Source organism: Parendozoicomonas sp. 2304DJ65-17 (assembly GCF_058148445.1).
Map to the genome: position 1 here is coordinate 821301 of NZ_JBYVJV010000002.1, position 25308 is coordinate 846608.

Consider the following 25308-nt stretch of genomic DNA (forward strand, 5'->3'; position numbering starts at 1 on the left):
ATTCATCACCCGAATCTGCCGATACACGATGGATAGAACTTTAATGGCTGCTTTTATTCATGGATTCACTTGGGCGCTCGAGTGGTGTTGAGTCTCTCCAGAATCTGGGGACTCCAGAAAAAACGGGGCTGGGCGAGTCAGTCAAGGCTCCCTTCTCCAGTGGTAGTCGCTCGGTGTCCCTGTCTGATGTTACGGTTTCTCTGAAAGAGCAGCAGGATGTTGATACGGACAGCTCTGTCAGCGATACCGAGCTGTCTGAGCGTTCCACGGAAGATGTGACCGATAAAGAACCTGGCCGAATGAAGCAGGCTTTATCGTGGTTGGGTGGTAAAGCCAAATCAAAAGGCATTTCCCTGAAAGATGGAGCGTTAAACAAGCTCCGCTCTGGTCGCGATGCTGGTAAAGCTCTGGCCAAAGGTACAGCTCATTTTGCCCAGCATCCTATGCAGTCAACAAAAAGTGCTGCGAAAAGTGCAGGGCAGTACGCCAGTGGCAAGTATCAGGCCGCAAAAGAAGCAGGCTCAGCCGCTAAGGAAATCACCGGAGCTGGACTTTCCGCTCTGAAAGAGAACCCGAAAGAGGCTCTAAAGGCTGGAGCCGTTTATGTGGGAACAGGTATTAAAGACCGAGTAGTTTCGCTACCTGGGAAAGTAAAGAAAATTGTTCCATCTCGCCCTAAGAGTCTTACTTTTGCCAATGTTAAGAAGTTGTTCAGTCGTTCTGCAAAGCAGGTTCCACCATCACCGTCTGCTTCGGTTAAGAAAGCGGTCAGTACGGCAGGTCAAAAGCTGGAAGCCTTAAGAACGCAAAGTACTGAACGAAGCGATACTCTTCAGCAGGCTAAAGGTGCGAGTAATAACACCCAGTTATTGAACAAATTATTGGATGATCCTGCAGCCTTTAATCGCAGTAGTAAAGACTTTACCGTGCGTTTCCCCGGTGGAGAGGTTGTTCAGATTTCAGGTTCTGGTGTGGAGCGAGCTCAGAGCGTAAGGGATGCAGTTGATTTTGCTAATGAATATCGGGCAGATATTCGCGGCAACAAAGGAGATTTTGAACAGCTTGTAAAAGACTTGAAGAAGGAAAATAAGAAGGTTGATGCAGAAGATAAGAAAGCCATTTCCAAAGAAAGGAAAAGCGTGTCAGAAGCAGAGAAAACTTCTTATAAGAAAACCGCAGGAAAACTAAAAAGAAAGCGAGAGCAGATACGAGATCTTATCGGCCGATTGAAAAGCGCTATAAAGACAGAGAAGCAGGGTGAGAAGGAAAATATTAAGACTCAGAAGGATACTTTGAAAACAACTCTCACCGCAGATAAAGAGTTGCTAAAGGCATTGGAAAAGAGTGTTGAAAAGGATGAGAAGGCTCTAGAGGGTGAGCTTAAAGAGTTGAGAAGCCAGGTTAAGAAAGCACAAAAAGATGTGGCCAAATTTGATGGTCGACTTGATCGTGACCTTACTCACTATCAGCATGCTTCTACCGAAAGTCGCAGAGGTGTTGCGAAAGCAGAGATTGAGAGATTGAACGCGCTGATAGAAGAAAAACAACAGGCGTTTAATGAAAGCCACGAAGAAGTGTTAGGGCAGATCAGTGAGCTGACTGGGACAGTAGGCCAAGAGAAAGTGGATTTAAAAGGGGCGTTTTCAGCACCGGATAGCCAGCTCCCCGGTTTGAGACAGCAGTTGGAAGAGGCAGAAGAACGGCTTAAAGAGAATTCTCGCCAGATTAAGCGTTTACAGCGAGAGCATCAGGCTTCGCAGAAAGAAATCAAAAAACTCAGATAATCAGATACGGCGCAGACTTTTTATTCTGCACCGCACTTCACTCTGTTATCAGTGGCCTTTCAGAGCATAGATGCCAGGCGCGTTACGCCAGTAACCCTGATAATCCATTCCGTAACCAAAGATATAGCGGTCTTCACATTCCAGACCTGTGAAATCACTCTTTTGCCCGGGGCGGGCTTTGCGGTCGTGGGTTTTGTCTACCAGCACACCGGAGAGAACTTCTTTGGCGCCAGCCTGTTCGCAGTGCTCAATAATAGCTGCCAGTGTGTGACCTTCATCGAGAATGTCATCAATCACCAGAACAGTACGGCCAGCCAATTCCTGCAGGGGAGGAACTTTCCAGTCCAGCTCACCACCGCTGGTGGTGTTGCGATAGCGGGTGGCGTGCATGTAGGAAGATTCCAGAGGGAACTTCAGGTGAGTCAACAGCTTGCCGCAGAACACCAGGCCGCCATTCATAACGGCAAAAATGAGAGGGTTTTTATCGGCCAGCTTCTCTGTGATCTCTTCTGCCATACGACGTATGGCGTCTTCTACCTGTTCTTGAGTATAAAGACAGTCAGCTTCATCAAAAACTTTCTGGATATGGTCCAGATCAGTGGACATGTGGAGAGCCTCTCCTCAAAGGGGTTATGTTTGTGTCAGCGAAAAGTCTGATACGTCAGGTGCGAAAACATACAGGGGATACCTATATGAATCAATGTCACAGGCTTTGTGGTTTTTCCTAGATTTGAATGTGGTGAACACGCAATTGTGTCAGATGATGTTGGAGTAACAGAGGGATGGGCATTAGAATACCGGGCTGGCCATTGCCTACATAATTTACGGCATATTAATACTGAGGCATTAAATGAGCGTTCGCGAAATTACTCACCCTCTGATTCAGCACAAACTGGGTCTGATGCGTGAAAAAGATATCAGCACTAAAGGGTTTCGTACTCTGGCCAGTGAGGTCGGAACCCTGCTGACTTATGAAGCCACCAAAGATCTGGGGCTTGAAGATACCGTTATTGAAGGCTGGAACGGTGACATAACTGTTCAGCGCCTGAAAGGTAAAAAGATTACTGTTGTACCTATCCTGCGTGCTGGCCTGGGTATGCTGGACGGTGTTGTAGAGCTGATCCCAAGCGCCCGTATCAGCGTAATTGGCCTGTACCGGGATGAAGAAACCCTGGAACCTGTACCTTACTTTGAAAAACTGTGTAAGCAGATTGACGAGCGTATGGCTCTGGTTGTAGATCCTATGCTGGCAACCGGCGGTACTATGGTCGCTTCTATCGACATGCTGAAAAAAGCAGGCTGCCAGAATATTCGTGTACTGGTTCTTGTTGCTGCACCAGAAGGCATTAAGAAGGTTCAGGACGCCCATCCTGATGTAGAAATCTTCACCGCCTCTGTTGATGATTGCCTGAACGAAGATGGTTACATCCTTCCAGGCCTTGGCGATGCTGGTGACAAGATTTTTGGCACCAAGTAAACCTTTGTTGCCGGTTGCAGCCCTGTAACCGGCATCTCCGAATTCTGTTGCTAGACTGGTGCCCCCGGGCAATGAGCCCAGATTGCGGATTTCATCCGATGGCGTCAGAAACGGACAGCCCTTACCAACATAATCTCTATCAAAAAAGTCGCCTTAAAACAGCATTGGCCGGTGGACAAATGTTCTTTGTGGCATTCGGCGCTTTGGTACTGGTTCCTGTTCTTACTGGCATTGATCCTAACGTTGCAATATTCACAGCGGGAGTTGGAACACTCATCTTCCAGATCGTTACCTGCTGGCAGGTTCCTATCTTCCTTGGCTCTTCCTTTGCCTTTATTGCCCCAATTCTTTACAGCGTGGAAAACTGGGGTATGCCTGCAACTCTTGGTGCTTCTGCTGTTGCCGGTGTTTTTTACCTGTTTCTGAGCGTTATGGTCAGGCGAAAGGGGAGTGGTTTTCTCTATCGTATTTTTCCGCCGGTTGTTGTCGGCCCGGTTATTATTGTGATTGGCCTTAGCCTCGCAGATGTAGCCATAAACATGTCTATGGGAAAGGCGGGAGACGGAGCTGTTCAGGTTTACGACTCAACAAAATCCATTCTTGTTGCTGCAGTATCACTGGGAGCCACAATGCTCTTTGCCATTCTGGGTAATGGTTGGATGCGACTGATAACAGTGCTTGGGGGCGTCTTGAGTGGTTTATGTATGGCGGCCTTGATGGGTATTACTGACTTCGCCAGTGTCAGTATTGCACCCTGGTTTTCAGTTCCAGCGTTTGTTCTACCGGAATGGAATATTAATGCCATCTTATTTATGGTGCCGGTGGCAGTAGCTCCAGCTATTGAACATCTTGGTGACGTTTTGGCAATCAGCTCGGTTGTTGGTGAAGATTATGTAGAAAAGCCAGGTTTGCACAGAACATTTATTGGCCATGGTCTGGCGACCTCATTTGCCACCCTGGTGGGAGGGCCTCCTAATACTACCTATTCGGAAGTGACCGGCGCCATCATGTTAACCAGGGTAATGAACCCTCTGGCCATGACATGGGCTGCCTGCATGGCAATTGCACTGGCGTTTCTGGGTAAACTGGGAGCTTTGTTTGGTGCGATTCCGGGGCCGGTAATGGGAGGGATTATGGTTCTTCTCTTTGGTTCAATTGCTGCTGTTGGGCTCAATATCATTGTTAAGGCGCGGGTTAATATTTCGGCCCCTCGTAATCTTGTGATTATCGCACTGGCACTTGTATTCGGGTTGGGAGAGTTAAAATTAGGAACTGAAGTGTTTGCACTTCAGGGGGTAAGCCTTGCTGCCATAGCGGCAGCACTGCTTAATTTCATCCTGCCGGAAGATTGCAATCAAGACGAAGACTATTCCCCTTGAAACGCGTCACCTGAGAGGGCTCTTTCCCATACAGGCTTATTGTCCAGAGGTTCCGCCAGGTGTTGCAGCTTCAAAGCCCAGAGCAGCAGATGTTGGTAACTGCAGGCGTCTCCAGTAGTTAGTCATACCCATCATATCTGACCAGTGTCTCTTTGCTGGCAGCAATGATTCGCCACTATTAGCAGCACCTAAACCGATGCAGCCACCAACCAGCAATCCTCCACCTATAACTGCTGCAATAATCAGAGGTGGTATCGCAAATGGCAGGATCGAGCCAAAGGTTGCCAGGGCACAGCTGGCCAGTACGGCAGTTGCTCCTGCATAAATACTGATACTGGCAACATAGTAACCAAAGGTTTTCGTTGCATTCCAAATCTTTGTAACTTTACCCCATCTTCCTTCCGGTGCGGGGGCGGCTGTTAAGCTGATATCTCTACCATCTCTGATATGTGTGTCAGGGCTTTCAGATCTGGATACTGAAGTTTTGTGAGCTTCAAAGCGCTCCCTGAGGGCTGTTGCCAGCCACCTGTTCGCTTCATGCATGCCTTCTTCAGTACTTCGTGCAGACTCCAGTTGTGGCTTCATCAATTCATAGGGGTGACCATTCTTATGGTAAACCGGCTTGGAACGGCTTCTGCGACGAGATGCTCTTCGTTCACGAATGAGCGAGTCCCCAGAGTTGTATCCTGCTTCGCTACCAGAAGAACTGTACAACTCACCAGTTGTAAAATTTCTTCTCTTCGTCTTACGCCCCGAGCCACTGAGGCTTGGGGATCGGCTTCTTCGCCCTTTCGAGCGAGAGCGGCGCTTTTCCTGATACCCTTGACCAGTTGCAGAGTCGGTAGACTGTTGACGCGTATAGTTGTCAGTTTTAGTCATCATCATGCCTGCCTCCTTATTACTCTGTTGGTTAGTGGAGTATCCGACGAATCGCTTCGTTCTTGCCGGATGTTGTTTCGATAAATAAATCCAGACCACTGATATGCAGCAGATCCAGAATTGGCTGGCTTACGTGGCAAAGTACAAGTCTTCCTCTGCCTCTCATATATCTGACAAGGTCAGATAGTATGGCCAGGCCATCGCTGTTCATTGAGATAAGCCCCCGGCAATCAAGAATTATGCGGGAATGCCCATCTTCTACCAGAGTGTCGATGGTGTTCTGCAGGAAGTCGGCATTAGTGGCTCGAATGTTTCCATCCAGAGCAACGATTGCCAGCTCCTGATACTCTTCGAGTGTTAATTCTAATGCCATAGGAACCTCCTGTTCCGGTACATCTATTTCCAGTCACGAGCTCAAGGTACCGATTTAGTTCCCGGCAGTCTGTTAGACAAAAGGCTGTTAAACGGAGGGAGTAAGACTTTGGTATTAAGGGGAAGGTGTTTGTTGCAGGGGATAAAAATGAAGGAGCCTGATGGCTCCTTCATTGGGTGGTTAGTGGTGATACCTGATTAGCTCAGGTTCACAATGTCGCCATTCTCATCAATATCAATCTTCATGTAGCCAGGCTTGGAACCCAGACCAGGCATGGTCATGATGGTGCCGCACAGGGCGTATACGAAGCCAGCACCCGCCGAAAGTCTTACTTCACGGATAGGTACTTCAAAGCCAGTAGGCTCGCCTTTCAGGCTTGGATCGTGGGAAACGGAGAGCTGGGTTTTGGCCATACATACGGGCAGCTTGCCGTAACCTTTCTCTTCCAGAACCGCGATCTGCTCTTTAGCTAGATCACTGATCACAGCCTTGTCACCGCCGTAGCCCTTAACAACCAGATCATTCAGCTTGGTAGCGATATCATCTTCGAAGTTGTACAGGTAGTTGAAGTAAGGCTTCTTCTCGTTGCACACACGGTCGATTTCGTTGGCAACGGCCATACCGCCTTCGCCACCGTGAATAAAGGCTTCACTGATAGCCGCGCCGTCAGCGCCCATGTCCTGAGCTTTAGCCAGCAGCCAGTCCAGTTCTTCCTGAGTATCCTGTGGGAAGCGGTTGATGCAGATAACGCAAGGCAGACCATACTTCTTCACGTTATTAATGTGGAAGCGCAGGTTGCTGATACCTTTTTCCAGAGCAGGTAGGTTAGGATCAACCATGCCAGGGTCCAGATCACGACCAGCAACAACCTGGAAGTCACCGGAATGGGACTTCAGACCACGCAATGAGCAAACCAGAGCCACAATGTCTGGAGATTTACCGCCAGCGTTCACTTTAATGTTGCAGTACTTTTCAAAGCCCATATCGGAACCGAAGCCAGCTTCAGTCACAACATAGTCAGCCAGTTTCAGAGCAATCTTGTCGGAAACAATGGAAGAGTTGCCGTGGGCGATGTTAGCGAATGGGCCGGCGTGTACAAAGCTTGCGCCGCCTTCCAGGTTTTGCATCAGAGTTGGCTTAATGGCTTCTTTCATGATGGCAGTCATGGAGCCGGCCACTTGCAGATCGTCTGCAGTCACAGGCTCGCCATCGTGGTTGTAAGCCATGATCACCTTGCCGAAACGCTCACGCATATCCTGCAGGCTGGTAGCCAGGGCCAGAATTGCCATCAGCTCAGAGCCAACAGTGATATCAAAACCTTCAGAACGAGGTACACCATTCATGTTCTTTGGTGCGCCTGGAGTCTGCTCGCCTACAGTGATCTGACGCAGTGCACGGTCGTTGTGATCAACAACACGACGCCAGGTGATACGAGCAGGGTCGATACGCAGAGCTTTCATGCCAGTACGCTTTTCAAAAGCTTCGTAGCCTTCGCGCTCTTCGTGGAATACGCGGGTATCCAGAGCAGCAGAGCCCAGATTGTGGGCGCTGGAGATAGCGTGAATATCACCGGTCAGGTGCAGGTTAAAGTCTTCCATAGGAACAACTTGGGAGTAACCACCACCGGCCGCACCACCTTTAATACCAAATACCGGACCCATGCTGGGCTGGCGAATACAGCTGATTGCATTCTTGCCAATGGTATTCAGGCCCATGGTGATACCAATGGTATTCACAGTTTTACCTTCACCAAAAGGTGTTGGAGTGGTTGCGGTTACCAGAACCATACGACCGTCTGGACGATCTTTTAGTTCTTCAAAGGAATCAAGGCTGACTTTGGCTTTGTAATGGCCATAAGGTTCAACATGTTCTTGTTTTAGACCGAGCTTGTCTGCCAGCTCGGTAATACGCATTAGGTTCGCGTCCCTGGAAATTTCAATATCCGACTTCACGTAGCGGTCCCCCTGTTGCAATACATCAGGTAGTTAATGTTTATGGCCCTGGGTTGCTGGCAGAATGCCTGAGTTACAGGTAATAAAACTTGATCTGAATCAATTTTGTTGGAAAGGCGGTGAGTGATGCCTAGAACCTGTTTCTAATGAAACTTGTATTTTTGGCATCTGGTGTGTTGATAAGTATTGATAAGCCAGCAATTAATGAAATTCGTGTTGCTCTCAGTCTGAAATGGAGTTGTCTGTAAAGAATTGTTATTTACCCCGATGATTGCCATGTCTGAAATATGCCAGTTTTATTATGAATTCATTGTCATCATAAGCTGATGACTACAAGGCGATCCCTCTGTAGCTTTTTAGCGTGAACAGATAAGGACTGAGATAACGATGTACGCAGTTATTTTTGAAGTGGAAATCAAGGAAGGTTGCACCGAAGAGTACCTGCGCCTTGGCGCAAAAATGAAAGAAAAGGTTGGTCAGTTTGAAGGCTTCATTTCTGCTGAACGCTTCACCAGCGTGACTACCGAAGGCAAGGTGTGCAGCCTTTCGTTCTGGGAAAGCGAGCAGGCTATCGCACACTGGAAGAAGGATATGGAACACATGATGTGTCAGGCTGCCGGAAAGGAATCCTTGTTTAAGGATTACCGTATCCGGATTGCTAAGGTGGAGCGTGATTACACCATGTCCTGAAAATTGGTCTGAATCAGGCAAAGAGTTTGAAAATGGCTGGCAGGCTGTTAATAAGAATGGCGCCGCCAGCCAGGGTGAAAACCGCACCTGTAAAGTAAAGAATGCCGGTGCGGGCTTTCTGCAGTTTTTTCTGCATAGTTGGTGTAGCCAGAGCCAAGGCCAGAAATCCAAACCAAATCAGAGAGATAATAAATATCTCCCCCATCAGAAAACCCTTCAGCAAAAAAGTGGTTGATGGCGTAACAACAGTGGCGAGAATACTGGCGAAATAAACCACGGCCTTTGGATTTAACAGGTTGGTTGTAAACCCCTTGTTCCAGGTTTGCCAGATGGATTCTTCCTTAACTATGTTGGCGGTTATATTGTTTTCGCTATTGGCTTTATGTGCGGCCCCTTCCTTGATTGATTGGTATCCAAGCCACAGCAAGTAGCTCCCTCCAAGCAGATGAACCAGACCTTTAGCCCATGGAAACTCTTCCAGTAACAGGCTGACACCGGTCAGTGCAAAGATTGAATGAATGAGGATACCGCAGCTTAATCCCAGGGCTCCCCATAGAGCCTGCTGGCGCGATAAACATGTACTGTTGCGAATAACCAGCGCTGCATCCGGCCCTGGAGAAACCACTGCCATCAAGTGGGTGATACCAATAAAGATCAGAGGATATTCCATCATCGTCATAGTCTTTACTCCTGCTGTTGTTACTTCTTAGTGCAGGAGTATGCTGGAAGGAAATTTGGCTGGCTTGTACAAAATTGCAGCAATTGACTAGCAGGTATAAGACGAAGGTGGCAGGCCAAAAGCCTTTTTAAAGGTTTTGCTGAAGTGGCTTTGGTCGACAAAACCTGAGGCATGAGCCGCATCACAGATGGAATGCATACCACTTCTCAGTAATTGTCGGGCGAAATTCAGGCGCAACTGTATCAGCCAGGCATGGGGTGTGAAGTGGGTGGTTTTCTTAAACTGACGCAGAAACTGGTATTCGCTGAGGTTGCACATAGCAGCAAGCTGATCGAGGGTGATTTTGTTATCCAGATGGCTTAAACAATAATCCCGAATCTTATCTATTGCTTGATGGGACAGGCCATATTCCGGGAAAGTAGATTGTGTACCGCCACAGCGAGTTATCAGGCTGTGCATAACCGTCAGCCAGAGAGACTGTGCCAGCAGAGGTTCGGTATCAGGGGCGCTGAGAATGGAGAACAGTTCAACCTTTTGCTGCCAGAGTTCATGATCCTGAAAAACCGGCTGCTGGAAATAAATCTGTGAGGAAGACAGCTCAAATTGCTCCTGAAGATCAAGGAGCAGTGATTCGGGAATATCAAAGACCTTCAGCTCGAACCCAACCTGCTCGAAATCCTGCCCGTAGTGCAGTTCATCAGGGTTGGTAATAGCCATCATGCCTTGGCCAATATGGTGTGTTTCTCCACGATGAAACTGACTAAGACCACCATTAAGAATAAGTCCAATGTGGTAATCCCCGTGGCAGTGTTTACCAAAGGCAAAGGCCTGAGCCTTGAGGTGCCCAAGCTCAAGCCCTGGTATCAGCAATGGCTGGTGGTAACTGGCTTGATGCTCGGCCATAAATGAAGAACCCCTCCCAAAAGGTATTCTGCCATTCTAGGCTGATTTGGCTGGGGACTGTTATTTAACTTTAGTCTTAGGGCAGGCTACCTGATCCTGACAATCAAGGTCGGTAGCCTGCACGCCTTACAGACCTTTCTTCATACCACGGCTACCAGCTTGAATGGTTTTATGCATTCGGGTTGTAGCTTTGGCGGATGAACGCTTTTCCGCAAGAGTTTGACCATTCAGAGCCTGCTCCCGCATAAGCTTTAAAAAGCTGTTGAAACGGCGGTTATCCAGTTCTCCAGATTCAATAGCCTTTTTAACCGCACATTCGGGTTCACTTTGGTGGCTGCAGTCTGAGAAGTGGCACTGTTCAGCTAATGCTTCTATGTCTGCAAATGTTTCAGAAACACCTTCAGCGCAATCGGCAATTTGCAGTTCGCGCATTCCCGGTGTGTCCATCAACAGGCCACTATCTGGAAGCAGGTGAAGTGAGCGAGATCGGGTGGTATGCCGCCCTTTGCTGTCATCCTCACGAATTCCCCCTGTTTCCAGAAGTTGTGTGCCATTCAAAGTGTTTACCAGTGTGGATTTGCCAACACCGGAGGAACCAAGAAATGCAACGGTTTGCCCTGTGCGGCACCAGTCACCCAGTTGGTTCTTGGTAGCACTGTCCAGACTGTTTACTGAAACCACATTGAGCATGGAGTCCAAAGTTCGAATCTGATCAATATAAACGTTAGGTGTTTCACACAGGTCGGCCTTAGTCAGCACAATCACCGGCTCTATATTCGCCTGATGAACCAAACTCAGATAACGCTCAAGTCGGCTAAGGTTAAAGTCTTTGTTCATCGACATCACTAGAAAGGCCGTGTCGATATTGGATGCAATCAGTTGTTCCTCACGTCCACTGCCTGGTGCTTTGCGAGAAAGAACACTAGTGCGTTCCAGTAGGCGCAGGAATTGGTTTTGTTCATCTATAAGCAACCAATCCCCAACAGTTATAGCTGGAAAGTCATGACGAGCATCCAGTCGAAGAGTTCCTTCCTCAGTTAACAGCTCAAACTGGGAGCGGTGCTGGGCCACGACTCTGGCTGGCTTTGCGATCTCATAATCTTCAAGGGTTAACTGCTGCTGAAAAAATGGTTTCCAGCCCAGTTGAGCCAGTGTCATGGTTTCAGATTGTTTTTGAAATGTCATAAATACCCCGTGCGCTTCCTGAAACTCAGGGCGCTACAAATTTTCTGTATTGGAGGGGCTGATGCTTGGTGAGCACAGGTTGGCCCCGGTGAATACCGGGCCGGGAATCAGTGCATAAAAACGTATGCCTGACTTAGTATCCGCTGGCCCGGTTATGGCTTTTTACAATCATGTTTTGTTCTCCATCGTTGATGAGTCGTGGTGGAATAGTATGCCACGATGTCCTTACTTGCTACTGACTCGAATCAATATCCCGTACCTTGTTACATAGCGCTATCGAGTAACGGGAGTACTTTAAAAAACACCAGCATTTTTTTTGTTTTTTTGTCTTTTAAAAGTTTGCTTTCAACAAGGCCTGGTAAGTCACTAATAAAATCTATCCCAGAATCACTGTCTTCATCTTCGCTATCTGAATCATTGGCATCATATTTAAGAAAGTGGATACCTTGACCTGGCTCGAATAGAAAGGTGTGGTGAGTGTCCTCCGTTTTGCCTCTTCTGCGAACAATCGCCAAGGTTTGTTCACCATTGCAAACCAGAATTTCTCCATGTTTATCCAGCTGCTCAGAGAGTTTTATATAGAGTTCGATTGCCCCCGGGTCGTCTAATACAAGAGACTTCTTGCAGTACCGGCCAGAATTACTTTGGTAATGTCTGATCCTGTAGGAAAAATCAGTGTCAACTTCTTCGGCTTTGCCGCTGCTATCAGATTCTCGACTGCTCAGATATTCATTTGGCCAGCTTTGTGGGAAAGCACATTGTCTGCAGAACTCGATAAAATCCAGTGCATAACCGGTATTACAGATTTTCTTAAACTTCGTAGATATGGAGGCCGGTTTAGGAAGAGGGCTTCCATCACAAAAATGCAGGCCTGTTTGTGCTGGTGCTCTTTTTATTTTCGGTGGGCGGGCGCACTGGCTTGTTGTTATAAAAGGAAGGTCACAAGTTAACTGTAAACGACGTACTTCATCGGCATGGTGGGGGGAACATTGAGCAACGAGATTCCAATCGATGGGAGCATGGAACTCAGCCTTACTTATGGAAGCGATTAATTCCGGGTGTTCATTCATTAACGTAACAAGCTGCTCGTTGTTGAGATTAGAGTAACAATGAACCGTCTCTGAATCTGGATTTAACAGCTCTCTGATAAATATTGGGTGCTTTAATCCAATCTTTAAAAGTTGCTCACCACTGAGCGACTCAAGCTCGTCATACTCAATAAGTGTCAGTGCAAAGCTCTTGTGGTGAACGGCCAGTGTTGTCCAGTCTTCAGGTTTCATAGCCAGCGCACAATGTGAGTCAAGCAACTTTGAAACAATATTGTGATGGCTTGGTTGTTTTAAAATGCTGACCAATGCCGTATTTGTGTTCGGAGGAAGTTCGTCAACATCGGCGTAGGTTTTTGTATGTTCAAGCAGTTCGCTCATAACATCCACATGGATTGTGGCTAAGTGGATTAATCCCTCGAAACTGAGACGTTTTTTCTTAGCCAGCATTACCGCCAGGTCAGAATGTTGTCTGGCCAGGTTATGCCATTGACCATAATTGAACGCATCCGGTGCATCTTCGCATAGCTTACAGGCAACTTTGCTGTAGAACTCGCAAGCCTGTAGGGCTCGTTCAGTATTGGCTTCATATTGAAAGGCAACTCTTTCAGCCGTATCTATAGGCATCTGGTACGGTTTTGGAGCGTATCTGGTATTAGGAACAGAGTCATCGTCATCGACAGTTCTAAACAGCGATAAATCTGGTTCCGGTTCTCTATGTTTCAGAGCGTACTCCCGGTGTGCTAAACGCAATGTTTTTTTCATCTCAGCAGAGCACTGGCTAAGGAATAGCTTACCAAAATATTCCATCAACTCAGGGTGTTGCCATGTAGCTTGAGCAAGGTGGTCTGCGTCTATGCTATGGATATTCCTCTGGATGATTTCAATCCATGGGCGGGGAATTTGTGGCAGGCCTGCAAGCGCATCGGCGATAATCGCACCGCCTTCATAAGTGCATAGAAAATCCTGCTGTTGAGGCTGCATTGCTAACAGAGCTGTGGGGTTGTTTATCAAAGCTGTACTGGCTGGTGTAGAGTTCCCAAGTCTTTCAACTACTTGGGGGGTTAATAATTGCAAGGTCAGTGATGGTGCTCTGGCAAGGTATGTTAGAGCATAGGCCCACTGTCGTTTCCATTCGTTACTCTGATCTGGTGGGCAGGAAGACTGGATAAACTCCTGTATCATTCTTTCTGCTTCTACTGGACGATCTGCAGCCACAAAGAGCGCAGCACGGCAGCTGGGTGTTTTCGGAACAATACTCAATTCCAGCAATGCTCTGGCAAATGCGGGGATAGCGTAAATTTTATCGAGAAGATCTGAGGGGAGAGCCAGAAAACGCTCAGCATCCTCGGCTGTAATAACAATGCTGGGTCTTCGCAATAACAACTCGGCTAAAGCTGCAGCAGGTAGTTGCTGCTTCATAGTTAGTAGAGAATTTACTTGTTCATCTGTTGCGTGCCTGGCTATAGCTCTCCAACTCGCCTGAGTTAAAACAGGGGCAATTCGCCAGAGAGTATCGTGAAATGTGTCCAGTCCCTTAATCAGTGGTAGCAGGCGATGAATAGCGTAGGAGGATTGGGAATTGGCAATGATTAATCTTTGCAGCCAGAAATCAAAAGACTCTGGGTTCCCATCGTCACTGCATTCTTCCGGAGGCTCCAGGTTTGCATCGCAAAATATGCCTCTAAACTTTACCAGTTCACAACTAGCAGCGGCGTAGGCGCTCTCTTGCGGGAGGAGCTTTTCATACTTACCTGGATTGGCTTCGCATTCTTTTGTCCATTGTTCGAGCCACCGGCTGACAGTGTTATAAAAGTACACCTGACTTTCGGGGGCATAAGTGACATCAAAAAGTTTGCACCCCAAGGCTTGATGGTGATGAAGCCAACGTAGGAAGCAAACCTTGTTCAGCTGCATGCACGACAGAATGTCTTTGAAATTCAGCATCTGCCAAAGCTGTTCTGGTGGAACTGTTGTTAAATAAGTGAAAATAAATTCGCTAACCTGCCTTTTATCCACAATGCCTTCAGGTGGGTTAGGGTCGTTAAAGCAAATGGAATTATCCAGAAAGCCCGCACTGGACAGTAACCATGATAGTGAACACTGGCTGTTTCCATTAATGCGATGAAAGAGGGTGATGTACGTGCCCGGGTTTCTAAGCAGCTGTGGAAAACGTTGCAGCACAGCTTTCAACATGCAGGATGCATTGTTGGCGTATATACCGTTTTTCGTATTTTGATTGAGTTTTTCGAGTAACTGTCGGGCTTTTTCTTCATTGAAAGAGGGGGATGTTATGAGTTCTAAAATAATTCTTTCAAAAACTATTTTCATAGCTTCAATAGAGCATGAATCATCATACAAGGGGAGTTGGCCAACATCTTTCATGATTTCTTCGAATGTATCGGTACGGCAAGAAGCTTCTGCAATAACTCGTTTTTGCACAGGAGTGACTGAGTCGAGTGATGAAGAGCAGGCCGCCTCCTTTACATCCATTGGGGCAAACTCTTTAGACTCAGGAGGTGCTGAGTAGCAATCACGAGCTCCAAAGGAGCAGTGCCTCTTCTCTCCGTTTATCTCGGGAGGTAAAGAATTTCTTCGTTTTCTTGTGGATGTGCTTTCTGTAAATGAAATGCGGCTACCTGCTCCAGTTACCTTGTTCTGATCCATGAAACTGCCCATTCGATAATTAAAATTAAATTAATGATTTGGACGTGTAGTTAACGAAATAATTCTCTTCTGGGAGCAGCCTTGTTAGTTGTGCAATTTTTTTAAGAGTGGAGGTGTTTATGCAGTATTCACGTCAGTATGTCTGACAAAACAGTTATCAGGCTGAAGGTATGTGGGAGTTATGTTGTCTCTAGTATTCACCGAGGAGTATCAACTAAGGGTAGTAACAGGTATGGATAGGCTTCAGGTACCTACATTAGGTCAATATCATACTGGGGATGTTTCCCAGGTCAGTCATGCTGAGCTTCAAGAGTTGCGTGAGGCTAAGGCATTCAGTCATGTTGTTTCCGGGCTTGATTTAGCTATGGACGCTGAAAAGGAAAAACAGCTCTTACCCCGAAAGAGCGCCCATAGTTTTTCTACACCTCCGGAAGAAAGGCCATCCAGATCCCGGCTTCGCAGCGGTGCTGTGAGCATTAGTAAGTCAGGTGTCCGGTCAGCTGTTTATTTGCCTGCTCTGGGGAAAAGTGCTCAGGGAAATGAGCAAGGTTCTGAAGCAAGCATAAAAATGCCGTTTTTAAAGCATCGCCCTTTGTATGTATTTGAAAAAGACAGCACTGGAATTATGGGCGCTGTTAGCGACGGACCTGTCTGTGGAACAGGTTTCTTAACAGAGTTTTTACCGCAGATTTTCCGGATATTGGTGTGCGAGTGCCAGCTATGTGAAAGAGGAGAGCAAACTCCCAAGGAACTCCAAAATATGATCAATCAATTCCAGCTGGCGATAGCTAAATACATTCCCCATAAGGAGTCCAAGAGCAAGTATATGCCAAGTGAGCCAGACCCAAAGACCGATGGGCACAGGCTTATGGTTGAAATGAAAAAAGGGCTGGTTACGCGAATGTATCTTTTGAATTCTGTTCTTGAGCCAGATTATGCGGGAGACCCTGCAAATGAAATCGCAGAAATTCCAGGCGCTATGTTTTCCCTTTGGGTGTCTGCGGTATCAAGTGCGGTTGTGAAGAAGGTGAGAGCACTGGTTGGTGAAGAAGAAAAGAAAAAGCTTAAAGTTCTCGCTGATTGTGCAGAGCGGCTCGGCAAGGTGCCAGCGATAGTGAAAGGGCGACCTGATGGCTTACCTATCTGCGTTGAGCTTTGTAAAAAATATTTGGCAATAGTTGATAGGCTGGAAATGTTTGCTCCTAAAGGGAGTCGTGATATAGCTGGATATGTTGTGGCAATAGATAAAGGGGAGGTTGCTCACACGCCGCCAGTCGTTGACTCTGGAGCATTCCAGACTCTTGTTAACATGAGTGGGGGACTTGAACGGATTTTGAAAATACTTGAGTCATGTCCACACAGAAAACCAGGCAACCCCTGTGGCCAGCAAATACTTGGGATAGCTAATTTGTTACTTGAGCCCGGAGCATGGAGCGAAGAGTGTGTATCAACGTTCGAGAAACTTGTTGGGGAAACTAGAGATCTCCCTCCTAACACTGGAGCCCCCCTGCCAGTGGCAAGTGCCAGCAAATTTGACTCGGCCGCGTATATTGCACAGGCATCAAAATTCGCACGGATCAAACCGTGTTTGGAAAATTTTGCAGCTCTTGAGGCTGAGATCAAAAAGAACATAGAAGTCAGCAAGAGAACTCCGGTTCCGCTAATAACCGTTAATAACGACCCGCTTCCAGAAAGCTGATTAAAGCTTTGAAGTAAGCGTCTTGGTCATCATACATACAGCAGTGACTGCCATTTTCGCAGATAGAGACTTCGCTGTTTGGAATCAAGACTCCCATTCGCTCCTGATCAGCAGGAGCCATAGTGTCGTACCGGCCACCGACAATCAGCGTGGGAACAGTAATTTTGTGCAGGTCATCCCAGCGATTCCAGTCTTTCAGGTTGCCGGTAAACACAAACTCATTATTACCCTGCATGGTGTTGTAAACCTGCTCGTTCATATGATCAAAAGCTCGCTGCAGGGCATCCGGCCATTGGGGCAAACGACAGATATGTTTACGGTAGAGTTCTTCCATCAATAACTGCTGGTAGCGTTCATCGTCGTAGCGTTCTTCAGCTTCAATGCCTTTCATATAGGCAACAACGTCCGCTGGCAGCTGGTCCCGCAGTTTATTGATATGGGTGATGTAGGAGGCAACGCTGCCGGTGATATTGCTGAGAATCAAACCATCGAGTGAGTTCTGGTTGCGGGTGAGAGCATACTCAATGGCCCATAAACCACCACAAGATTGTCCATACAGGTAGCACTGCTCCAGCCCCAACGCGGCACGAACCTGATCAATTTCATCCATAAAACGGTCAATCGTCCACAGACTGGGATCATCTGGCTGGTCTGAATGCAGGGAACCAAGCTGATCGTACAGATGCACTTCAATACCGTGGGGAGGGAGTTTTTCTGCCAGGCACTCCAGATACTCATGGGTACAACCTGGGCCACCGTGCAGAGTAAGAACTTTTATCGGGCCTTCACCAACCTTTTGTGTCCAGACTTTGTATCCGTTATCAAGAGTCACATAACGAACGCCTGGTAGGTCTGCTTTAGGTTTGTTGTTTGCCATTATTCTTTGCCCCTCTTTGCTGGTAACTAGCTTAGATGGTGAGCGAATAACGGTTGTAAAAGTTGTTGTGGGTAAAAATACAGGTTGCAGATGTTTTGTTTTTCCATAAATATAGACTGATCAGTCGGTTTGTTTGGGCGAGCAGTTATGTCAAAGCGAGATCAGATTCTAGAAGCGTCTCTGAAGTTGTTTATGGAGAACGGTTTTGAGAAAACACCTACATCAGCCATCTCCAAGGCTGCCGGGGTGGCTACGGGAACCTTGTTTCACCATTTCAAAACCAAAGAAGACCTGATCAGTGCTCTCTATTTTGAGATTAAAATGGAAATGCGCGACCTTCTCATGGCCAACCTGAAACAAGGGAGCCCACTGAAAGAACGGATTGTATCCATGTTTTCAGTGATGATTGACTGGGCTATGGAAAGTCAGGACAAGTTTCTCTTCCTTGCTCAGTTTGGAGAGTCTGCGTTTATTACTTCCAGTACCCGGGAGCGCATTGATGAAGCCTTTGGTGGTGAGCTGAATATCCTTGAAGAAGGTGTTGCCTCCGGTGTTTTCCATCAGCTGCCCGTAGAGTTACTGAGCCGACAGTTGGCTGCTCATCTGTTCACCAGTGCCGGGTATGTCCTGGATAACCCTGATCTTTGGCAAGACCAGAATTTCAAGAGTGCTCTGTTGGAATCTTTCTGGAACAGCATCGCAAAAGAATAAAAATTTTTAATAACTTATAGACTGATTAGTCGGTCATTGTGCTGGTAACCATGAATAAAAAGAAAATCTCGATTTATCTGTTAGCAGGAGTTTTTATGATCGGATGTGCAAAGTTTGCGGGTTTCTCTGGCAGAGAGAGTGACCGCCTGGAACAGTCACCTCAGTTTTCACTGGAAGCTGGTAAGTTTCGTAATGCGGCACCGACAAACCAGTTCAGTTTCAGAAAACTATGGGCAGCCACAAAAGAGGTTCTCTTTAACAAACACCCAGAAACTGTTCCTGCAGATGGTGTAACCACTCAACCTTTAGATATTTCTGCATTTGAGGTTGGAGAAAATCAAAATCTTCGTTTTTCCAGATTAGGGCACTCAACTCTTCTTATTCAGTTGGGAGGTAAGAACTGGCTGACAGATCCTGTGTTCAGTAAGCGTGCTTCTCCAGTGCAGTGGGCCGGGCCGAAACGTTTTCATGAAGTGCCAGTTGATGTTGGGCAGCTGCCGGATATTGAGGGCGTAATTATTTCCCATAACCACTATGACCATCTCGATTTTGGTAGCATTCAATCCCTGAAAAACACGGTAAATCACTTCGTCGTTCCTCTGGGTATTGGAAATACGTTAAAAGAGTGGGGTGTTGATGAGAACAAAATTATTGAACTCGATTGGTGGCAGAAAAAGCAGTTCGGTGATGTTGAGTTAATATCCACTCCCGCACAGCACTTCTCCGGCCGAGGCGTGCTGGATTCAGATAAAACCCTCTGGAGCTCCTGGGTTCTCAAAACTAAAGACCACTCAATCTATTTCAGTGGTGACACCGGCTATTTCTCCGGTTTTAAAGAAATTGGTGAACGGTTTGGACCCTTTGATTACGCATTTATGGAGTGTGGTGCGTACAACCATCTGTGGCGCGATATCCACATGATGCCCGAAGACACTTTGCAGGCTTTCAAAGATGTACAGGGCGAGGTGCTGGTTCCCATTCATAACGGTACATTCGACCTGGCAAGCCATGCTTGGTTTGACCCCATGGAAAGAATTACCGCTCTGGCGCAGAAGGAAAATCTTCAAACTTTGCTGCCGGTTATTGGGGAGACCGTTTCTTATTCCCAAGAGTTGAATAGATCAGCGGAAAGCTGGTGGAAGAAAAACTCAGTCCAGTAATAAAAATCATTATTTCCAATAATTTTTCAGGAGATATTTCCATGACTCATTCCGTTTGCCCAAACAACTGGACCAGCGACCGCATCCAGGATTTAACAAGCAGAGTTGTTATCGTTACCGGTTCCAGCAGTGGTATCGGTTTAGAAACCGCGCGTGTTCTTGCTGAAAAAAATGCTGAAGTGATTATTGCTGTCCGTAATCCAGATAAAGGGGCGGCAGCAGTCAAGCGAATTAAAGATGAAAACCCCAAAGCTAAGGTTAAGTTGCTGCTTCTTGATCTAGCGGATTTGTCTTCGGTGCGTATGTTCGCTGAAGAGTTTAAGTCACTGTACCAACGGCTGGATATTCTTGTTAATAATGCCGGCGTAATGACACCCCCGTACAGCAAAACTGTTGATGGTTTCGAATTGCAGATGGGTACAAACCATTTGGGGCATTTCGCTTTGTCTGGGCTGTTAATGGATCTGCTGATAAAAACCGAAAACAGTCGCTTAATTGTGGTGAGCAGTACCGCCCATAACTTTGGCAATATTGATTTTGATGATTTGACCTGGGAAAAACGTTCCTACAAGCCGATGAGTTCTTATGGCGACAGTAAGATCGCCAACCTTTATTTTATGAGTGAACTTGTTCGGCGGCTGAAAGATCGCCCAGGTGCTCCCTTGGTTGCTGGTGCTCATCCCGGCTGGACAGAAACTGAGTTACAGCGAACCAGCGCATCTAGATATTTCAACAAGCTGTTTGCCATGAAGCCCTGGAAAGGTGCCCTGCCAACATTGCGAGCGGCCTGTGATACAGATGTACACAATGACGATTTTTATGGGCCTAAAGGTCTTACTCAACTAAATGGTTTTCCTGTAAAAGTAAAACGCAACAAGCTGGCTCAGGATCAAAGTATTGCTGCAAAAGTGTGGGAGGTTTCGGAAGGTTTAACAGGAGTGAAGTTTTTCGACTGAACCTTTCAAGCCTACAAGAGAAGAATGTTTGGAGAACCAAAAGCTGGCTCTCCAAACATTGAATGCATAGTTATCCCAACTTTTTCTTCAAAAGCTGGTTAACCATGCCAGGGTTGGCTTTACCCTTGGATGCTTTCATAGTCTGACCCACAAAGAATCCAACCATCTTGCCACGCTTGGCTTCGTCAGCAGCTTTGTACTGCTCAACTTGCGCAGGGTTATTGGCCAGAACTTCATCGATAATAGCTTCAATAGCGCCGGTGTCGGTTACCTGCTTAAGGCCTTTCTTTTCGATAACCTCGTCAGCCGTCGAACCTTCGCCTTTCCACAGGGCTTCAAACACCTGCTTGGCAATCTTGCCGGAAATGGTGTTGTCCTTGATCCGGGCAACCAAACCACCAAGAACTTCTGCAGATACTGGGGAATCTGTGATTTCCAGATCATTCTGGTTCAGGGTTTTAGCCAGTTCACCCATCACCCAGTTAGCAGCCAGCTTGGCGTCACCACCAGCTTTCGCCGCAGCTTCAAAGTAATCAGCTGTTGCTACTTCACCAGAGAGAACTTCTGCGTCGTAATCGCCGAGGCCAAGATCGTTGATAAAACGTGCTTTGCGGGCTTCTGGCATTTCTGGCATGTCTGCCTGCAGCTTCTCCAGACGACTGTCTTCTATTACAACGGGCAGAAGGTCAGGGCAGGGGAAGTAACGGTAATCGTTGGCTTCTTCTTTGCTGCGCATAGAGCGGGCAACATCAGTGTCACCGTTATAGAGGCGGGTTTCCTGAATAACAGTACCGCCGTCTTCTATGAGTTCGATCTGACGTTCGATTTCTTTATTGATCGCCCGTTCCATAAACTTGAACGAGTTCAGGTTTTTGGTTTCGGTACGGGTGCCAAGCTCTTCCTGCCCTTTTGGGCGAACAGAAACGTTAACGTCGAAACGCATCGAACCCTGAGCCATTTCTCCATCACAGATACCGAGAGTGGTCACGATAGAGTGCAGCTTGCGAGCAAAGGCAACAGCCTGTTTGGCGTTGCGCATATCGGGTTCGGTAACGATCTCGATCAGCGGCGTGCCAGCACGGTTCAGGTCGATACCACTCATGCCATGAAAGTCTTCGTGCAGGCTTTTACCCGCATCTTCTTCCAGGTGAGCATGGTGAATACGAACCCGGTGCAGAGTGCCGTCTTCCTGAGCGATATCTACATGGCCCGCGCCAACAATTGGCTTTTCCAGCTGTGTGGTCTGGTAGCCTTTGGGCAGGTCTGGGTAGAAGTAGTTCTTACGCTCAAATACGTTAACTTTGTTGATCTCAGCATCAATGCCCAGACCAAACTTGATAGCCATATTAATAGCTTCATCGTTTACCACGGGCAGAGTGCCGGGTAAGCCAAGGTCAACGGCACAGGCCTGTGTGTTGGCTTCAGCGCCAAAGGCTGTTGAGGCACCGGAGAAAATCTTGGTTTTGGTTGCGAGCTGTACGTGAATTTCCAGCCCGATCACTGCTTCCCATTGCATGGTTATGCTCCCCTTAAATCGCTTCAGGCTTTTGTTGGTGCCAGTCAGTCACCTGCTGGAACTGGTGACCGGCATTCAGCAGACGCGCTTCTTCAAAGTGAGGAGCAATAATCTGCAGACCTACGGGAAGGCCATCCACCATACCTGCAGGAACGCTCATACCGGGCAGGCCAGCGAGGTTGGTGGAGATGGTGAAGATATCACCCAGATACATGGCAACCGGATCATCAGCTTTGGAGCCGATTGGGAAGGCGGGAGTCGGAGCGGTTGGCCCCATAATTACATCCACATCTTCAAAGGCTTTCAGGAAGTCATCCCGAATCATGCGACGCAGTTTCTGTGCCTTGGCATAGTAGGCATCGTAGTAACCGGCAGACAGAGCATAAGCGCCCACCATAATCCGGTTCTTCACTTCGCTGCCAAAACCTTCGCCACGGCTGCGCTTGTACAGATCTTCCAGATCGGTTGGATCTTCACAACGGTAGCCAAAACGTACACCGTCAAAACGGGACAGGTTGGCGGAAGCTTCAGCAGGTGCAATCACATAGTAAGCCGCCACACAGTGGTGAGTTTGCGGCAGACTGATTTCTTTAACGGTTGCACCCAGCTTTTCGTATTCTGCAATCGCGTCACGAACAACCTGTTCAACCCGGCTGTCCAGACCTTCGGCAAAGTATTCCTTAGGCAGGCCAATACGCAGACCTTTCAATGGCTCGTTCAGTGTGGCGGTGTAATCCGGTACTGCACGATCCATGCAGGTGGAATCTTTGGGGTCAAAGCCGGCCATCACATTCAGCATCATGGCAGCATCTTCGGCGCTGCGAGCCATTGGGCCGGCCTGGTCCAGGCTGGAAGCAAAGGCAATCATGCCCCAGCGGGATACACGACCATAAGTTGGCTTTAGGCCGGTAATGCCACACATGCTGGCAGGCTGGCGGATGGAACCACCGGTGTCGGTGCCGGTAGCGGCAGCCGCTAAACGAGCGGCAACAGCCGCGGCAGAACCGCCGGAAGAACCGCCAGGAATCATGTCGCGGTTCCAGGGGTTCTTAACCGCACCGTAAAAGCTGTTTTCGTTAGAGCCGCCCATGGCGAACTCGTCCATGTTCAGCTTGCCCAGAGTGACAGTGCCAGCAGCTTTAAAGTTGGCCGTTACTGTGGATTCGTAAGGGGCAATAAAGTTATCCAGCATTTTAGAGCCACAGCTGGTTTTGATGCCTTCTGTGCAGAAGATATCTTTATGAGCCAGAGGGATACCGGTTAGCGGAGTCGCCTGACCTGCGGCTATTCTTTCATCCGCTGCTTTGGCCTGTTCCAGTGCCAGCTCGGGGCACACGGTAATAAAGGCATTCAGGTCATTGTCGAGATTATTGATGCGATCGAGGTAACTCTGTGTCAGTTCTACACTGGACACTTCACCGGCTTTCAGCGACCGGGAAAGCTCTGCAAGGCTTTTTTCGTACACGCTTGTGTTTGGCATAGTGCGTAATCTGTGATGTCAGTATGGCGGCAGGGCGGATATGGGTAGAGCCGATAAAAGCTGTTACTCAATCACTTTAGGAACGAGGAACAGGCCATCTTCCGTGGCTGGCGCATTGTCCTGCAGCTTTTCACGCTGATTGGGTTCGGTAACTTCGTCTGCTCTTAGCCGTTGTACCGCATCAAGGGGATGGGCAAGTGGCTCGATGCCATTGGTGTCGACAGCCTGCATTTCATCAATCAGGCCCATAATGGCCGTGATTTGTTCGGTTGTCTGTCTGACCTCATCCTCGCTGATAGACAGCCGGGCAAGGTGAGCGACGCTCTCTACGGTGGAGCGGTCGATCGCCATGAAATGTTCTCCGCTGGTATGAACGCAATAACACTCTTTCTGTGATGAGTGTCGGGTTATGCACAGCTTGCGCTGCAATTTTTTAGTGAATCGGCCTAATTTAGGGGGTTGTCCCCATAATCTCAAGGTTCTTTTGCTAGGGTATGCAGAGAGGTTAAGCAAATAGAATGTCCAGATGACGGAGATGTGCGTCTTGCCGGGGCTGCAGTCGATTGTTAGAGTTGGCAGATTATGCCGAAAATCTACGATATGTTTCCTTTTTGCTTATTTACTGAGCATGTTTTACAGGAACACGGCAAAACAATTTGCGTGACTGTGTAAAAAGACTTTACGCAGTTGCAGTACAGAAGCAGGCAGTCTTTTTTGCATGTGGTTGTTTACTGTACACAGTTAAAATGGGCGCAAACCTTTTGTTTGCACAAGCCATCCCGGCCGCAGGTGTCATAAAATACCTACAACGGGACCCACTTATTGAGAATGCCCTCCGCAGGGGCCACAGGACACTATGTTAAAGAGATTGCGCGGACTGTTCTCAACAGATTTATCCATTGACTTGGGAACAGCTAACACCCTCGTCTATGTGCGTGATAAAGGAATCGTGCTGGATGAACCTTCTGTGGTTGCTATCCGGAACTTGGGAACCCAGAAGAGCGTAGTAGCTGTCGGTATGGACGCGAAGCGCATGCTGGGCCGTACCCCTGGCAGCATCACCGCCATTCGTCCTATGAAGGATGGTGTGATCGCAGACTTCGACGTTTGCGAGAAAATGCTGCAGCACTTCATTAACAAGGTGCACGAAAACAGCTTTATCCAGCCAAGCCCTCGGGTTCTGGTTTGTGTACCCTGCAAGTCTACGAAAGTTGAGCGGCGCGCAATCCGGGAATCTGTACTGGGTGCTGGCGCTCGTGAGGTTTACTTGATTGAAGAGCCAATGGCTGCGGCTATTGGTGCAGGCCTGCCTGTTGAAGAAGCCAGCGGCTCCATGGTTGTTGACGTGGGTGGTGGTACGACTGAAATCGCCATTATCTCTCTGAGCGGTGTTGTTTACTCTGAGTCAGTTCGTATCGGTGGTGACCGCTTTGATGAGGCCATCGTGACTTATGTTCGTCGTAACTATGGCAGTCTGATCGGTGAATCTACCGCTGAGCGCATCAAGCAGGAAATCGCTATTGCTTACCCAATGGGTGAAGTTCGCGAGATTGATGTTCGTGGCCGTAATCTGGCAGAAGGTGTGCCCCGCAGCTTTACCCTGAACAGCAATGAAGTTCTGGAAGCCCTGCAGGACAGCCTGAACTCCATCGTTCAGTCTGTGAAGAGTGCTCTGGAACAGTCTCCACCAGAACTGGCTTCCGATATCGCCGAGCGTGGCGTGGTTCTGACCGGTGGTGGCGCGCTGATGCGTGGTCTGGATACTCTGATCAGTGAAGAAACCGGTCTGCCAGTTATTGTTGCTGAAGAACCTCTCACCTGTGTGGCCCGTGGTGGTGGCCGTGCGCTGGAGATGATGGATCGTCATCGCATGGATCTACTGTCCACAGAATAAA

At 47.9% G+C, this 25308-nt stretch carries 21 protein-coding genes; 9 read left to right on the plus strand and 12 right to left on the minus strand.

Annotated elements, in window-relative coordinates; all coding sequences use genetic code 11:
• Window positions 1–59: 59 nt before the first annotated feature.
• Window positions 60–1784, plus strand: coding sequence for a hypothetical protein (locus ACY2RR_RS08700; protein WP_490107742.1), 1725 nt, complete (start codon window positions 60–62; stop codon window positions 1782–1784).
• Between the two features lie 48 nt (window positions 1785–1832).
• Here the strand turns inward: ACY2RR_RS08700 and ACY2RR_RS08705 are convergent, their stop codons facing one another.
• Complete coding sequence (locus ACY2RR_RS08705; protein WP_490107743.1) at window positions 1833–2390, minus strand: hypoxanthine-guanine phosphoribosyltransferase; 558 nt, start codon at window positions 2388–2390, stop codon at window positions 1833–1835.
• Window positions 2391–2634: 244 nt separating this feature from the next.
• On the opposite strand from ACY2RR_RS08705, the gene upp reads away from it, so the two are divergent.
• Window positions 2635–3261, plus strand: a complete 627-nt coding sequence (gene upp / locus ACY2RR_RS08710) for a uracil phosphoribosyltransferase (protein ID WP_490107744.1) — start codon at window positions 2635–2637, stop codon at window positions 3259–3261.
• Window positions 3262–3359: 98 nt separating this feature from the next.
• Complete coding sequence (locus ACY2RR_RS08715; RefSeq protein ID WP_490107745.1) at window positions 3360–4640, plus strand: uracil-xanthine permease family protein; 1281 nt, start codon at window positions 3360–3362, stop codon at window positions 4638–4640.
• Between the two features lie 36 nt (window positions 4641–4676).
• Here ACY2RR_RS08715 and ACY2RR_RS08720 read toward each other — a convergent pair whose 3' ends face one another.
• From ACY2RR_RS08720 to ACY2RR_RS08730, 3 genes are all read right to left on the minus strand, one after another.
• Window positions 4677–5525, minus strand: a complete 849-nt coding sequence (locus ACY2RR_RS08720) for a hypothetical protein (protein WP_490107746.1) — start codon at window positions 5523–5525, stop codon at window positions 4677–4679.
• 25 nt (window positions 5526–5550) lie between these two features.
• On the minus strand, window positions 5551–5892 hold the full coding sequence (locus ACY2RR_RS08725) for an STAS domain-containing protein (RefSeq protein ID WP_490107747.1): 342 nt from the start codon (window positions 5890–5892) through the stop codon (window positions 5551–5553).
• Window positions 5893–6089: 197 nt separating this feature from the next.
• Window positions 6090–7844: a formate--tetrahydrofolate ligase gene (locus ACY2RR_RS08730; RefSeq protein WP_490107748.1), complete on the minus strand. Its 1755-nt coding sequence runs from the start codon at window positions 7842–7844 to the stop codon at window positions 6090–6092.
• Window positions 7845–8231: 387 nt separating this feature from the next.
• Here ACY2RR_RS08730 and ACY2RR_RS08735 point away from each other — a divergent pair, with 387 nt between their 5' ends.
• Window positions 8232–8534, plus strand: a complete 303-nt coding sequence (locus ACY2RR_RS08735) for an antibiotic biosynthesis monooxygenase family protein (RefSeq protein WP_490107749.1) — start codon at window positions 8232–8234, stop codon at window positions 8532–8534.
• 13 nt (window positions 8535–8547) lie between these two features.
• Here ACY2RR_RS08735 and ACY2RR_RS08740 read toward each other — a convergent pair whose 3' ends face one another.
• The 4 genes from ACY2RR_RS08740 to ACY2RR_RS08755 form a co-directional block, all read right to left on the minus strand.
• On the minus strand, window positions 8548–9213 hold the full coding sequence (locus ACY2RR_RS08740; RefSeq protein ID WP_490107750.1) for a LysE family translocator: 666 nt from the start codon (window positions 9211–9213) through the stop codon (window positions 8548–8550).
• 87 nt (window positions 9214–9300) lie between these two features.
• Window positions 9301–10116 (minus strand): AraC family transcriptional regulator, encoded by an 816-nt coding sequence (locus tag ACY2RR_RS08745; protein ID WP_490107751.1) that lies wholly within the window; start codon window positions 10114–10116, stop codon window positions 9301–9303.
• Window positions 10117–10242: 126 nt separating this feature from the next.
• Window positions 10243–11301 carry a ribosome small subunit-dependent GTPase A gene (gene rsgA, locus ACY2RR_RS08750; RefSeq protein WP_490107752.1) on the minus strand — a complete coding sequence of 353 codons (1059 nt, stop codon included), beginning with the start codon at window positions 11299–11301 and terminating at the stop codon, window positions 10243–10245.
• 263 nt (window positions 11302–11564) lie between these two features.
• Complete coding sequence (locus ACY2RR_RS08755; RefSeq protein ID WP_490107753.1) at window positions 11565–14840, minus strand: thioredoxin domain-containing protein; 3276 nt, start codon at window positions 14838–14840, stop codon at window positions 11565–11567.
• A 934-nt stretch (window positions 14841–15774) separates the two neighbouring features.
• On the opposite strand from ACY2RR_RS08755, the gene ACY2RR_RS08760 reads away from it, so the two are divergent.
• Window positions 15775–16713 (plus strand): hypothetical protein, encoded by a 939-nt coding sequence (locus ACY2RR_RS08760; RefSeq protein WP_490107754.1) that lies wholly within the window; start codon window positions 15775–15777, stop codon window positions 16711–16713.
• Here ACY2RR_RS08760 and ACY2RR_RS08765 read toward each other — a convergent pair.
• Entirely contained in the window at window positions 16685–17590 is a 906-nt protein-coding gene (locus tag ACY2RR_RS08765) for a proline iminopeptidase-family hydrolase (RefSeq protein ID WP_490107755.1), read from the minus strand. The two genes, ACY2RR_RS08760 and ACY2RR_RS08765, sit on opposite strands and share 29 nt — an antisense overlap.
• 147 nt (window positions 17591–17737) lie before the next feature.
• Here ACY2RR_RS08765 and ACY2RR_RS08770 point away from each other — a divergent pair, with 147 nt between their 5' ends.
• The 3 genes from ACY2RR_RS08770 to ACY2RR_RS08780 all read left to right on the plus strand — a co-directional run bounded on the left by ACY2RR_RS08770 (window position 17738) and on the right by ACY2RR_RS08780 (window position 20417).
• The gene (locus ACY2RR_RS08770; protein WP_490107756.1) at window positions 17738–18301 is read left to right on the plus strand and encodes a TetR/AcrR family transcriptional regulator; all 564 of its coding nucleotides are present in this window, start codon (window positions 17738–17740) and stop codon (window positions 18299–18301) included.
• A 95-nt stretch (window positions 18302–18396) separates the two neighbouring features.
• On the plus strand, window positions 18397–19461 hold the full coding sequence (locus tag ACY2RR_RS08775; protein ID WP_490107757.1) for an MBL fold metallo-hydrolase: 1065 nt from the start codon (window positions 18397–18399) through the stop codon (window positions 19459–19461).
• A 41-nt stretch (window positions 19462–19502) separates the two neighbouring features.
• On the plus strand, window positions 19503–20417 hold the full coding sequence (locus ACY2RR_RS08780; RefSeq protein WP_490107758.1) for an oxidoreductase: 915 nt from the start codon (window positions 19503–19505) through the stop codon (window positions 20415–20417).
• A gap of 70 nt (window positions 20418–20487) precedes the next feature.
• On the opposite strand, the gene gatB is transcribed toward ACY2RR_RS08780, so the two are convergent.
• The 3 genes from gatB to gatC form a co-directional block, all read right to left on the minus strand.
• Window positions 20488–21933, minus strand: a complete 1446-nt coding sequence (gatB, locus tag ACY2RR_RS08785; protein ID WP_490107759.1) for an Asp-tRNA(Asn)/Glu-tRNA(Gln) amidotransferase subunit GatB — start codon at window positions 21931–21933, stop codon at window positions 20488–20490.
• A 13-nt stretch (window positions 21934–21946) separates the two neighbouring features.
• Window positions 21947–23413: an Asp-tRNA(Asn)/Glu-tRNA(Gln) amidotransferase subunit GatA gene (gene gatA, locus ACY2RR_RS08790; RefSeq protein ID WP_490107760.1), complete on the minus strand. Its 1467-nt coding sequence runs from the start codon at window positions 23411–23413 to the stop codon at window positions 21947–21949.
• 63 nt (window positions 23414–23476) lie between these two features.
• A complete protein-coding gene (gatC, locus tag ACY2RR_RS08795) occupies window positions 23477–23764 on the minus strand; it encodes an Asp-tRNA(Asn)/Glu-tRNA(Gln) amidotransferase subunit GatC (protein WP_490107761.1) in 288 nt (95 codons plus the stop codon).
• A 505-nt stretch (window positions 23765–24269) separates the two neighbouring features.
• On the opposite strand from gatC, the gene ACY2RR_RS08800 reads away from it, so the two are divergent.
• A complete protein-coding gene (locus ACY2RR_RS08800; RefSeq protein WP_281646799.1) occupies window positions 24270–25307 on the plus strand; it encodes a rod shape-determining protein in 1038 nt (345 codons plus the stop codon).
• Window position 25308: the final 1 nt, after the last annotated feature.

Excerpts from the sequence above, each read along its gene's own strand:
- ACY2RR_RS08700 (WP_490107742.1), top strand. The coding sequence starts at position 60 with ATGGATTCACTTGGGCGCTCGAGTGGTGTTGAGTCTCTCCAGAATCTG.
- ACY2RR_RS08705 (WP_490107743.1), bottom strand. The coding sequence starts at position 2,390 with ATGTCCACTGATCTGGACCATATCCAGAAAGTTTTTGATGAAGCTGAC.
- upp (WP_490107744.1), top strand. The coding sequence starts at position 2,635 with ATGAGCGTTCGCGAAATTACTCACCCTCTGATTCAGCACAAACTGGGT.
- ACY2RR_RS08715 (WP_490107745.1), top strand. The coding sequence starts at position 3,360 with ATGGCGTCAGAAACGGACAGCCCTTACCAACATAATCTCTATCAAAAA.
- ACY2RR_RS08720 (WP_490107746.1), bottom strand. The coding sequence starts at position 5,525 with ATGATGATGACTAAAACTGACAACTATACGCGTCAACAGTCTACCGAC.
- ACY2RR_RS08725 (WP_490107747.1), bottom strand. The coding sequence starts at position 5,892 with ATGGCATTAGAATTAACACTCGAAGAGTATCAGGAGCTGGCAATCGTT.
- ACY2RR_RS08735 (WP_490107749.1), top strand. The coding sequence starts at position 8,232 with ATGTACGCAGTTATTTTTGAAGTGGAAATCAAGGAAGGTTGCACCGAA.
- ACY2RR_RS08740 (WP_490107750.1), bottom strand. The coding sequence starts at position 9,213 with ATGACGATGATGGAATATCCTCTGATCTTTATTGGTATCACCCACTTG.
- ACY2RR_RS08745 (WP_490107751.1), bottom strand. The coding sequence starts at position 10,116 with ATGGCCGAGCATCAAGCCAGTTACCACCAGCCATTGCTGATACCAGGG.
- rsgA (WP_490107752.1), bottom strand. The coding sequence starts at position 11,301 with ATGACATTTCAAAAACAATCTGAAACCATGACACTGGCTCAACTGGGC.
- ACY2RR_RS08755 (WP_490107753.1), bottom strand. The coding sequence starts at position 14,840 with ATGGATGTAAAGGAGGCGGCCTGCTCTTCATCACTCGACTCAGTCACT.
- ACY2RR_RS08760 (WP_490107754.1), top strand. The coding sequence starts at position 15,775 with ATGATCAATCAATTCCAGCTGGCGATAGCTAAATACATTCCCCATAAG.
- ACY2RR_RS08765 (WP_490107755.1), bottom strand. The coding sequence starts at position 17,590 with ATGGCAAACAACAAACCTAAAGCAGACCTACCAGGCGTTCGTTATGTG.
- ACY2RR_RS08770 (WP_490107756.1), top strand. The coding sequence starts at position 17,738 with ATGTCAAAGCGAGATCAGATTCTAGAAGCGTCTCTGAAGTTGTTTATG.
- ACY2RR_RS08775 (WP_490107757.1), top strand. The coding sequence starts at position 18,397 with ATGATCGGATGTGCAAAGTTTGCGGGTTTCTCTGGCAGAGAGAGTGAC.
- ACY2RR_RS08780 (WP_490107758.1), top strand. The coding sequence starts at position 19,503 with ATGACTCATTCCGTTTGCCCAAACAACTGGACCAGCGACCGCATCCAG.
- gatB (WP_490107759.1), bottom strand. The coding sequence starts at position 21,933 with ATGCAATGGGAAGCAGTGATCGGGCTGGAAATTCACGTACAGCTCGCA.
- gatA (WP_490107760.1), bottom strand. The coding sequence starts at position 23,413 with ATGCCAAACACAAGCGTGTACGAAAAAAGCCTTGCAGAGCTTTCCCGG.
- gatC (WP_490107761.1), bottom strand. The coding sequence starts at position 23,764 with ATGGCGATCGACCGCTCCACCGTAGAGAGCGTCGCTCACCTTGCCCGG.
- ACY2RR_RS08800 (WP_281646799.1), top strand. The coding sequence starts at position 24,270 with ATGTTAAAGAGATTGCGCGGACTGTTCTCAACAGATTTATCCATTGAC.